The following is a 10,936-nucleotide window of genomic DNA, read 5'->3' as shown; positions in this document are numbered from 1 at the left end:
AGATCAGGAAGGGAAAGTCGAAGAACCGGGCATACTGGCGCGCCAGCAGCTGCGCCAGCCAGGTGCCCGCCGCCCAGCCGATCGCAATCCCCGCCAGGGCCACCAGCGCCGCCAGCATCAGGTAATGCAGGCAGACCTCCGCATCGGAATAGCCCACCGCCTTCAGCAGGCCGATCTCGCTGCGCTCCAGCGCCACGATCCTCCCCATCACCATGCTGACCAGAAACGCCGAGATCCCAAAGAAGATCGGCGGCAGCACCATCGCGGTGCCCTTCATCTGGCTGATCTCCGCATCGACAATCGCGTGCGAACCATGCTGCGCCCGCCCCACCGCGCCCTGCCCGCCATAGGGTTCCAGCAGCTGATCCAGCCGCGCGATCACCTCTTCCTCCTGCACGCCGCGTGCGGTCTTCAGCGTCAGGTCATTGAAGGCGCCCGCCATGTCATAGGCCGCCTCCGCCTCCTCCCGCCGCATCCAGATGATGCCAAAGGACAGGTTGTCGGGCATCAGCGCACCGGGGCCCAGCGTATAGATGAACTCCGGCGACAGCGCGGTGCCGGTCACCGTCAGCCGCCGCTGCTGGCCGTTGAGATTTGCCAGGAAATGATCCCCTGGCCCCAGCCCGTTGGCCAGCGCAAAGGGCGCGTTCACCGCAACCTCCCCCGGCAGCTGCGGCCAGTGGCCGCTGCGCAGCACCGGCAGGTTCAGCTGCGGCGGGCCGCTTTCGGGCAGCGACAGGATGCGCCCCACCGCGCCCTTGGCCCGTCCCGGCATGTCGAGGTTGGCATAGCCGCTGACCCGCGCCTCCAGCGCCAGCACCCCCTCCACCGCGGCAATCTCCGGCAGCAGGCTGACCGGCGCGCGGCGCGCCGTGGCAAAGACATCGGCAAAGCGGTTGCGCCCGTAATAGGCCTCCTGCGTGCCCTGCAGCGCCTGGTACATGCCCACCGCCGTCAGCAGGATCGAAACCCCGCAGGCCAGCACCATGGCAATTGCCAGCGCCTGCACCCAGAGCCGTTTGAAATCCCGCAGCAGCTTCCGGTCCAGTGCCTGCATGGCTCACCAGCTGATGTCGGCGGGCGCCAGCCGCTCGGTGTTTTCCTGGATGCGGCTGATCCGCCCGTCCTGAAAGAAGATCACACGGTGGGCGATCTTCTGGATATCGGCGTTATGAGTGATCACCACTGTCGCGGTGCCGAAATCGCGGTTGATCTGGTGCAGCGCCTCCAGCACCTGAATGCCGGTCTTGCTGTCCAGCGCCCCGGTCGGCTCATCGCACAGCAGCACCCCGGGGCGCTTGGCAATGGCGCGGGCAATCGCCACCCGCTGCTGCTCGCCGCCCGACATCTCCGCCGGGAAGTGGTCCATCCGGTGCCCCAGCCCCACCAGCTCCAGCGCCTCGGCGGCGGGCATCGGGTCGCGCGCCACATCGGTCACCAGCTGCACGTTCTCGCGCGCGGTCAGGCTGGGCACCAGATTGTAGAACTGGAAGATGAACCCGACGTGGTCGCGGCGGTAGCGGGTCAGCTCCCGGTCCCGCATCGCCGTCAGCTCCAGATCGCGGAACCAGACCCGGCCGTCCGTCACATGGTCCAAACCGCCCAGAATGTTCAGCAGCGTCGACTTGCCGCTGCCAGAGGGGCCAAGTAGCACCGCCAGCTCGCCGCCGGGCAGCTCCAGATCGACGCCCGCCAGCGCATGCACCTTGGCGCCGCCGGTGTCATAGACCTTGGTCACACCCTTCATGGTAAAGACAGGATCCGCCACAGCCGCCCCCCTTTCGCAGCGATACTGCCACACGCGGCTGCGGACCGGAAATGATCTGCCTCAACCTTTCCGGCAGGCGCCGCCTGTCCGCTCCTGCGCCGGATGGCTTGCGCAATTCATTTCGACTCGCTATCTATTGCGGATGGACCAAACCGCCCGCATCCCCGAGCTGATCAGCCGCCTCGCCCGCCTGGACGCCGGCGAAAGCTGGGCGGCAGAGCTGAACCCGGCGCAGCGGGCCGCGCTGGACTATCTCTCCCGCGCCAACCGGTTTTCCCGCAGCCCCTCGCATGTGGCGGCCTACCTTGGCAGCACCCGCGGCACCGTCTCGCAAACGCTCAAGGCACTGGCGCAAAAAGGGTATGTTGAGGAGGAACGCTCCGACACCGACAAGCGGGTGATCCGCTTTGCCCTGACCGCACAGGGCGCCCAGGCCACCGCCCTGCCCCGCGCCCTGGCAAACGCCGCGGCAGCCCTGCCGCCGGCGGACCGGACCGCGCTGCAGGCGGCGCTGGAGCAGATCCTTGGCCGCATGATCGTGCAAAACGGCGGCCAGCCATTCGGCCTCTGCCGCGCCTGCAAGCATTTCGCGGCGGACGGCCCGGGCGGCTTCTGCCGTCTGCTGGCGGAGCCGCTCTCCCCCGAAGACACGCACAAGATCTGCCACGAACAGGTGCCCGCATGACCGCACTGCCCCCTGCGTCCCGGATCACCGGGCTGTTCCTCGGCTCTGTCGCCGCGCGCTGGCCCGGCCGCCCGCCCTCTGCCATCGCCAAGACCCGCGCGGACGGCCCGCAGCAGATCACGGAACTGGGCTTCACCGGCGACGCCCAGGCCGACCCCCAAAATCACGGCGGCCCGGACAAGGCGATCCATCATTACCCCACGGACCACTACCCGCAATGGGTTGCCGAGGGCCAGATCCCGGCAGGCACCGTCCCCGCCGCCTTTGGCGAAAACATCGCGGCGCTGGGGATGACGGAAACCAATCTCTGCATCGGTGACATTCTGCAGCTGGGCACGGCGGTGGTGCAGATCAGCCAGGGCCGCCAGCCCTGCTGGAAGGTCAGCCAACACACCGGCAACCCCAAGATGGCCTATCTGTTCCAGAAAACCGGCCGCACCGGCTGGTACTACCGGGTGCTGGAGCCGGGCCAGGCGGAGGCCGGCAGCGCCATCACCCTTATCGAACGCCTGCACCCGGGCTGGAGCGTCGAACGCGTCACCCGCCTCCGCCTCAGCCGCAAGGCCACGGCGCAGGAGGCCGCGGCGCTGGCGCAATTGCCCGAACTGGCCGAAGGCTGGCGCCAGGCCTTTGCCCGCATGGCAGAGGGCGACCCGGCAGAGGACACCAGCGCCCGCCTGCTCGGCAGCTGATCCGCGCCCCGGCGCAGGCCGGGACGCAGCAGTGTTGCGGCAGGGTCAGCCCAGCACGGCCTCGACCGCCCGCACGGTGGCCGCAACCACCTGATCTGCCTCGGCCCGCGTCAGGCAGAACGGCGGCGCAAAGCCTAGGATATCGCCCTGCGGCATGGCCCGCGCGATCACCTTGTCCTGCTCCAGCAGCTTGGCCGAGATCTGCGGCCCGATCTTGTCGGCGGCGTCAAAGAAGGTGCGGCTGTCCTTGTCCTTCACGAACTCCACCGCGCACAGCATCCCCTCACCGCGCACATCGCCCACATGGGCATGGCCCGACAGCGCCTCTGCCATGGTGGCATTCAGATAGGCGCCCACTTCACCGGCATTGCTGACAAGGTTCATCTCATCAATCAGCTTGAGGTTCGCCACCCCTGCCGCTGCCCCGATCGGGTGCGCCGAATAGGTCCAGCCGTGGCCGATCGGCCCGTTTTCATCCGTGCCCTGCTCCAGCACCTTCCACACCTTGTCCGAAACAATGGAGCCCGACAGCGGCGCATAGGCCGAGGTGAGGCCCTTGGCGATGGTGATGATATCGGCCTCAATCCCGTAATGGTCCGAGCCGAACATGGAGCCGAGACGCCCGAACCCGGTCACCACCTCATCGGCCACCAGCAGAATGTCATGCTTCTTCAGCACGGCCTGGATCGCTTCCCAATAGCCCGCAGGCGGCGGCACGATGCCGCCAGTGCCCAGCACCGGCTCGCCGATGAAGGCGGCGATGGTGTCCGCGCCCTCACGCTCAATCAGCGCTTCCAGCTCCGCGGCGCAATGGGCCACGAACTGTTCCTCGCTCTGGTCCAGATCGGTGCGGCGGTAGTAATAGGGCGCCTCGGTGTGAATGACCTGCTCCACCGGCAGGTCGAACTTCTTGTGGAACAGCTCCAGCCCCGTCAGCGAGCCGGTGACCAGCCCTGAGCCGTGATAGCCGCGCCAGCGGGAGATAATCTTCTTCTTCTCCGGGCGGCCCAGGATGTTGTTATAATACCAGATCAGCTTGACGTTGGTTTCATTCGCGTCCGAGCCGCCGAGACCGAAATAGACCTTGGACATGTTTTTCGGTGCCCGGTCCAGGATCATCTTGGCCAGCGTGATCGAGGCCTCGGTGCCATGCCCGACATAGGAATGGTAATAGGCCAGCTCCCGCGCCTGATCGGCGATGGCTTCGGCAATCTGCTGGCGGCCATAGCCAACGTTCACGCAGTAGAGTCCGGCAAAGGCATCCAGCAGCTTGTTGCCGTCGCGGTCTTCGATAAACACGCCGGAGGCGGTTTTGATCACCCGGTTCGGGCTTTCACCGCGGGCGTGCTGGGCCAGATGGGTCGAGGGGTGGAAAAAGTTCTCGCGGTCCCATTGGTCAAGCTGGTCGTTCTTCAGCATTGATTATTCCTTCCGTTTGCGTTCTGCAGCCAAGAGTTTTTGAAAACTCTTGGCAAAAATCTTCGAAGATTTTTGTCCGTCACGCCCAGTCGCGGCAGACGTATTTGACCTCGGTGAACTCCTCCATGCCCAGCCGCGCGCCTTCGCGGCCCAGGCCGGACTGTTTGGTGCCGCCGAACGGGATCGGCGCGCCGGTCACCTTGGTGCGGTTCACCGCCACCATACCGTATTGCAGCGCCCGGCTGAGGCGGTAGATGCGGCGCGGGTCGTGGCTGTGGACATAGGCCACCAGCCCGTATTCGCTGTCGTTGGCGCGGGCGACGGCCTCCTCCTCACTGTCGAAGGGGGTGACAGGGGCAACAGGGCCGAATGTCTCCTCCGACATGATCCGCGCATCAGCGGGCACATCGGTCAGCACCGTCGGCTCATAAAACAGCGGCCCCAACGAGTGCCGCTTGCCGCCGCAGGCCAGCGTTGCGCCCTTGGCCAGCGCATCCGCCACATGCTCCTCCTGCTTCTGCACCGCCTTTTCATTCATCAGCGGTCCCAGATCGTAATCCTCCATCCCCCGGCCAAGGGTCAGCGCTTGCGCGGCCTTGGTGAACCTGGCGCAGAACTCGGCATACACCGCCCGCTCCACCAGGATCCGGTTGGCGCCCAGGCAATCCTGGCCGGAGGTTGCGAATTTCGCCTTGATGGTTTCGCTGACGGCCTTGTTCAGATCGCAGCCCTTGAAGACGATCACCGGCGCGTGGCCGCCCAGCTCCATCACCAGCCGCTTCACCGTGCCGGCGGACTGGCGGTACAAAAGCTTGCCCACCTCGGTGGAGCCGGTGAAGGACAGCGCCCGCACCCGCGGGTCGGCGGTCCAAGGCTCCACCACGGTGGAGGCCTTGCCCGTCACCACGTTGAACACCCCCGGCGGAAAGCCCGCGCGCTCTGCCAGCTCCGCCAGCGCCAGCGCGCTGAACGGCGTCTCGCCCGACGGATGCGCCACCACGGTGCAGCCCGCCGCCAGCGCGGCGGCAGCCTTGCGGGTCAGCATGGCGGAGGGGAAGTTCCACGGCGTGATCAGCGCCGCCACCCCCACCGGCTCGCGCCACAGCTCCACCTCGGCGTCCGGCAGATGGCTGGTCACGCCTTCGATATTGGGGCGTTTGGCCTCCTCGGCATAGAACTCCACAAAGGCCGCGCCATAGTCGATCTCGCCGCGCGCCTCCGACAGCGGTTTGCCCTGTTCCAGCACCATGATGCGGGCGAGGTCTTCCTTATGCTCCAGCTGCAGCTCATACCAGCGCCGCAGGATGGCCGCGCGCTGCTGCGGCAGCATCCCCGCCCAGCCCGCAAACGCCGCCTGCGCCGCATCCACCGCCGCAGAGGATTCCTCTGCCGAAAGGCTCGCCACATGGCCCAGTTCGGCGCCATCGGCGGGGTCGCTGACCGGAAAGGTCTCACCGTTGCCCGCGGCGCACCACCTGCCGTTTATGTAGGAAAAAGAGCGTACCAGCGCCTTGTCGGCAATGTCCGCACGGGCAGAGAGAGCGGTCTCTGTCATGATTGTCCTCCTCACGTCTTGCAGAGGAGTGTGCCTGTCCGCAGCAGAGGAAGTGACTGAAGTTCAGGTGCCGCGCAGAAGAAACAGCTGCCAGCCAGGTGCTCTGGCGCGGGGTTTACCCCTGCCCCAGCAGAACATCCAGCGGCGGCGCGCCCGCGCCCTTCACCGGCTTGGTCACCACATAGGTGAAATAGCGGGAAAGGCCGATGCGGGCGTCCAGCATTTCGTCGATCAGCCGCTGATAGGCGTCGATGTCGCGGGTGACGATCTGCAACAGGTAGTCAAACCCGCCCCCCAGCGCCCAGCATGCGGTGACCTCGTCATAGCGCTGCATCGCGGCCTCAAACGCGCGGAAGCTGGCGGCGGTGTGGTCGGCGATTTCCGCGGCAACAAACACCGTCACATGCGGGGCCAGTTTACGCAGGTTGATGCGGGCGCCGTAGCCCTCGATCAGCCCCGCCTGCTCCAGCTTCTTCAGCCGGTCCCAGCAGGGCGTCGGCGACAGGCCGATCCGGTCGGCCAGCGCGGCCTTGGTGATGCGCCCCTCGGTCGAGAGCACGCGCAGAATGTCGAGGTCGCGCTGGTCCAGTTGCATGTCTTCCGCCCTATCAGGCGCCGGAGACGCCGACAACCGCAACGCAGTCGCCGGATTTGATCAGGCCGGGGAAGTGGCGGCTGATCACCAGCCCCGTGCGGCGGGCACGGTATTCCACCGGCGGCTGGCCGGTGCGGTCCAGCGGCCAGACCCGGGCGACCAGATCGCCCATTGCCACCGGCGCCCCCAGATCGGCCATGATCTCGAACAGCCCGTCGCCTTCGCTGAACAGAAAACAGTCATCGTCCGGCATCGAGAGGCGGACGGTTTCGTCCAGTTGCATCTGCCCTTGCAGCATGCCCGCATGGATCAGCACATTGCGCAGCCCCTTCTTGGCAATCGCATTGCCCCGCGCGGTGGACGATCCGCCACCGCCGAGTTCCGTCGTGACCAGCACCTTGCCCATCTGCTCCACCGCGGTGTCATACATACCCGCGCTGTCGATCTCCAACAGCTCCACCGAATAGGGCGCGTTGAACGCCTTCATCGCGGCAAAGCATGCCTCCTGCGTGGCCTTATCTTCCAGGATATGCGCGGCGGCAAAAGGCACGAAATCCAACGTCTTGCCGCCGGAATGGAAATCCACCGCCAGATCCGCCATCGGCAGCAGCGTGCGCTGGAAGTAATCGGCGATCTTCTCGGTCACGGTGCCGTCCGGGCGCCCCGGAAACGACCGGTTCATATTGCCCCTGTCGATGGGCGAGGTGCGGGTGCCCGCGCGGAACGCCGGGTAGTTGAAGGCCGGCACGATGATCAGCCGGCCGGTCACATCCTCGGCCTTGGTGGTGGCGGCCAGTTCTTGCAGCGCAATCGGGCCTTCGTATTCATCGCCGTGGTTGGCGCCCGTCAGCAGCGCGGTCGGCCCCGCGCCGTTCTTGATCACCGTCAGCGGAATCATAACCGAGCCCCAGGCCGAGTCATCGCGGCTGTAGGGCAGCTTCAGATAGCCGTGGTGCACCCCGTCCTGATCCAGCGGAATGGTGGGGGAGATCGGATTTGGCTTCATGGCTCAGTCCTTCACGAACATTTTGCGCGGCACATCGGACAGGCACTCCGGCCCGTTTGCCCCGATGCGGATGCTTTCGGTGATCTCAAATCCCCAGTCCTCCATCCAGAGGCCAGTCATAAAGTGGAACGTCATGTTTTCCTGCAAGACGGTGGTGTCACCCGCCCGCAGCGACATGGTGCGCTCGCCCCAGTCCGGCGGGTAGCTGACCCCGATCGGATAGCCGGTGCGGTTGTCCTTCTCGATGCCGTATGTCTTCAGCACCTTGAAGAACGCCTTGGCAATGTCCTCGCAGGTGTTGCCGGCCTTCGCGACTTCCAGCCCGGCCTCCATCCCCTCCAGCACCGCCTTTTCCGCATCCAGGAAGGTCTGCGTCGGTTTGCCCAGGAACACGGTGCGCGACAGCGGGCAGTGGTAGCGGTGCACCACGCCCGCGATCTCAAAAAACGTGCCCTCGCCGGATTTCATCGGCAGGTCGTCCCAGGTCAGATGCGGCGCGGCGGCATCCGCGCCCGAGGGCAGCAGCGGCACGATGGCGGGGTAATCGCCGCCAAAGCCAAGCTCCGCGTCATAGCGCAGGCCCGCGTCATAGATATCGGCCACCAGATCGCATTTGCGCATCCCAGGCTCGACCTTGTCGAAAATACGCTGGTGCATCCGCCCGACGATCTGCCCCGCCTGCCGCATATACGCCAGCTCGGCCTCGGATTTCACCGCCCGCTGCCAGTTGACCAGCGCGTTGGCATCGCCGAACCGCGCATCCGGCAGGTGCTTTTGCAGCGACGCATAGGCGGCAGCGGTGAAATAGTAGTTGTCCATCTCGACGCCGATGTTGCCGCCGTCCAGCCCGCGGTCCTTCAGCTGCGCCGACAGGTAATCCATCGGGTGCCGCTCGGTCGACTGAACGTAGTGGTCCGGATAGCCGATGATACTGGCGGGGTTCATGTAGCAGGTGCGCAGCGCCCCGTTGGCATCCTGGCCGCGGCCATACCAAAGCGGCTCGCCGTCCATTGCGACAACAACGCATTGATGCACATAGAAGGACCAGCCGTCATAGCCGGTCAGCCAGTTCATGTTCGACGGATCAGTGACGATCAGAAGATCAAGCCCGCGGCGGGACATTTCGGCCCGGGTCTTGTCCAGACGCGCCTGGTATTCAGCGCGGGAGAAATACAGCTTGGGGTCTGCCATATGCGTGGTTCCTGGTTGATCAGCTGGTGAAAGTGGCGCCGGCACCCGCCGCATCAGCGCGGGAGCCTGCAAGGGTTGCGATGGCGGTGTCCTGCACACCGGTGCCGGTCAGATCGGCAATGATCAGATCACTGTCCGACCGGCGTCCGGCGGCCTGGCCTGCGGTGATCCCGCCCAATTCAGCAAAGCTCTGGTCCCCGGCGATCAGCCCGGCAGCGATGGCGCTGCGCAGCTCGCCCTTGACGGCGCATTGCGCCTGGCTGTCGGGCACATAAAGGTCCGCCTTGACCAGGCAGGCGGGCTCCAGCTCGCACTTGTGCTCCTGGTCCGATCCCATGGCGATGACCAGCTGCCCCGGCTGCAGCCAGTTTGCCTGGATCACAGGGTCTGCTGCGGGGGTTGTGGTGACGACAATACCGGCCGAGGACACTGCCTCTGCGATATCGCTGCTGACAGAGATTTCAATCCCCAGGTCGTCGCGCAAACCGGCGGCAGCGGCCTCTGCCTTGGCGCTGTCCCGCGCCCAGATCACGGCGCTTTTGATGTCGCGCACCAGGGTCATCGCCTTCAGCTGCATCCGCGCCTGCACGCCCGCGCCAATGATGCACACATGCGCCGCATCCTCCCGCGCCAGATGGCGTGCCGCGACCGCTCCGGCGGCGGCGGTGCGCACATCGGTGAGGTAGCCATTGTCCAGAAGCAGCGCCTCCAAAAGGCCGGTCTTGCTGGAAAACACCACCATCAGACCCGTGGTGCTGGGCAGCCCAAGCTTGGGGTTGTCGAAAAACCCCGGGCTCATCTTCATCGCAAAGCTGTCGATCCCCGGCACATAGGCGGTCTTCACGCAGACCTCGCCGTTATGGTCCGGGACCAGGAGCGTCATGATCGGCGGCATCTCCACCCCGCCGCCCGCCAGCGTGCTAAAGCCCTGCTCCACACAGTCCACGGCATCGCCGTCCAGCGGCACCAGGCCGCGCAGCTCCGCTTCGGTCAGAATCCTGATGTCAGGCATCCGCGCCTCCCCCGGTCTCCGCCGCCACGTCCACATCTTCACCATCAATGATCCGCTTGTGCAGCGCCATGTCTATGTTCTGACCGCTGACCAGCACCGCGCAGCGTCCCGGGTTTTCGATCCTGCCCGACAGCAGGGCGGCAATGCCGACACTGCCGGAGCCTTCGATCACCTGGCGCTCCTCGAAATAGGCATGGCGGATTGCGGCCGCGATCTCCGCTTCGGAGACCAGCACCACATCATCGACGAATGCCTTTGTCATCTCAAAGGTATAGGCGTTGTCCAGCCCGATGCCACCGCCCAGGGAATCCGCCAGCGTCGGCAGCTCCTCCACCTGCACCGGCTTGCCGGCCTGCAGGCATTCATACATCGCCGCCCCGCGCTCCATGCTGACGCCGATCACCCGGACCGCCGGATTTGCCGCCTTCATCACCATCGCCACGCCGGAAATCAGCCCGCCGCCCGAAAGCGGCACCAGCACGGTCTCCAGATCCGGTGCCTGCTCCAGCATTTCCAGCGCCACGGTGCTTTGCCCGGCAATGATATCGCGGTGGTCGAACGGCGGCAGCATGGTCATGCCCCCGGCCACCAGCCGGTCCACTTCCATCTGCGCATCATCTTGCGAGCGGCCTAAGATCCGCACCTCCGCGCCGTGGGACTTGATGCCCTCGACCTTGTTCTGCGGCACCAGCTCCGACATGCAGATGATGCAGCGCACCCCGGCCTGCGCCGCCGCATAGGCCAGCCCGCGCCCGTGGTTGCCGGTGGAGACGCCAACCACCCCCGCCGCGCGCTGCTCCTCGCTCAGCGACAACACCGCATTGGTGGCGCCGCGCAGCTTGAAACTGCCGGTGATCTGGGTGCTTTCCAGTTTCAGCGAGACCTGCCCGCTGCAAAGCTTGCTCAGAGCGGGAGACTCCACAAGAGCCGTCCGCCGGATCCGCCCGGCAATCCGCGCCCGCGCCTGATAGCTGTCCCGAAGGGTGATTTTCTCAGTCATTGGACCTGTCTTG

11 protein-coding genes are annotated in these 10,936 nt (G+C 65.8%); 2 read left to right on the top strand and 9 right to left on the bottom strand.

Annotated features, from left to right (window positions below; translation table 11 throughout):
- The coding region (locus ACTRWG_RS07010; protein ID WP_462829157.1) for an ABC transporter permease at positions 1–1,057 on the bottom strand (1,057 nt) is incomplete at its 3' end.
- 3 nt (positions 1,058–1,060) lie between these two features.
- Positions 1,061–1,768, bottom strand: a complete 708-nt coding sequence (locus ACTRWG_RS07005) for an ABC transporter ATP-binding protein (RefSeq protein WP_027234681.1) — start codon at positions 1,766–1,768, stop codon at positions 1,061–1,063.
- Between the two features lie 142 nt (positions 1,769–1,910).
- On the opposite strand from ACTRWG_RS07005, the gene ACTRWG_RS07000 reads away from it, so the two are divergent.
- Together ACTRWG_RS07000 and ACTRWG_RS06995 are read left to right on the top strand one after the other, a co-directional pair.
- Positions 1,911–2,453, top strand: a complete 543-nt coding sequence (locus ACTRWG_RS07000; protein ID WP_027234682.1) for a MarR family winged helix-turn-helix transcriptional regulator — start codon at positions 1,911–1,913, stop codon at positions 2,451–2,453.
- A complete protein-coding gene (locus tag ACTRWG_RS06995) occupies positions 2,450–3,145 on the top strand; it encodes an MOSC domain-containing protein (RefSeq protein ID WP_027234683.1) in 696 nt (231 codons plus the stop codon). The genes ACTRWG_RS07000 and ACTRWG_RS06995 overlap by 4 nt, the downstream gene beginning before the upstream one ends.
- Positions 3,146–3,190: 45 nt before the next feature.
- Here the strand turns inward: ACTRWG_RS06995 and ACTRWG_RS06990 are convergent, their stop codons facing one another.
- From ACTRWG_RS06990 to eutB, 7 genes are all read right to left on the bottom strand, one after another.
- Positions 3,191–4,564: an aspartate aminotransferase family protein gene (locus ACTRWG_RS06990; RefSeq protein ID WP_027234684.1), complete on the bottom strand. Its 1,374-nt coding sequence runs from the start codon at positions 4,562–4,564 to the stop codon at positions 3,191–3,193.
- A 79-nt stretch (positions 4,565–4,643) separates the two neighbouring features.
- Positions 4,644–6,119, bottom strand: a complete 1,476-nt coding sequence (locus ACTRWG_RS06985) for an NAD-dependent succinate-semialdehyde dehydrogenase (protein WP_462829156.1) — start codon at positions 6,117–6,119, stop codon at positions 4,644–4,646.
- Between the two features lie 115 nt (positions 6,120–6,234).
- A complete protein-coding gene (locus ACTRWG_RS06980) occupies positions 6,235–6,714 on the bottom strand; it encodes an Lrp/AsnC family transcriptional regulator (protein WP_027234599.1) in 480 nt (159 codons plus the stop codon).
- A 13-nt stretch (positions 6,715–6,727) separates the two neighbouring features.
- Positions 6,728–7,720 carry a N(2)-acetyl-L-2,4-diaminobutanoate deacetylase DoeB gene (gene doeB / locus ACTRWG_RS06975; protein ID WP_027234600.1) on the bottom strand — a complete coding sequence of 331 codons (993 nt, stop codon included), beginning with the start codon at positions 7,718–7,720 and terminating at the stop codon, positions 6,728–6,730.
- Between the two features lie 3 nt (positions 7,721–7,723).
- A complete protein-coding gene (gene doeA / locus ACTRWG_RS06970; RefSeq protein ID WP_462829155.1) occupies positions 7,724–8,911 on the bottom strand; it encodes an ectoine hydrolase DoeA in 1,188 nt (395 codons plus the stop codon).
- Positions 8,912–8,930: 19 nt separating this feature from the next.
- Entirely contained in the window at positions 8,931–9,923 is a 993-nt protein-coding gene (eutC, locus tag ACTRWG_RS06965) for an ectoine utilization protein EutC (protein WP_462829154.1), read from the bottom strand.
- A complete protein-coding gene (gene eutB / locus ACTRWG_RS06960; protein WP_462829153.1) occupies positions 9,916–10,923 on the bottom strand; it encodes a hydroxyectoine utilization dehydratase EutB in 1,008 nt (335 codons plus the stop codon). Before eutB ends, eutC begins: the two co-directional genes overlap by 8 nt.
- Positions 10,924–10,936: the final 13 nt, after the last annotated feature.

This window comes from Leisingera sp. G5_S3_59_S7, assembly GCF_054968485.1.
This window is presented reverse-complemented; position numbering and strand designations above follow the sequence as displayed.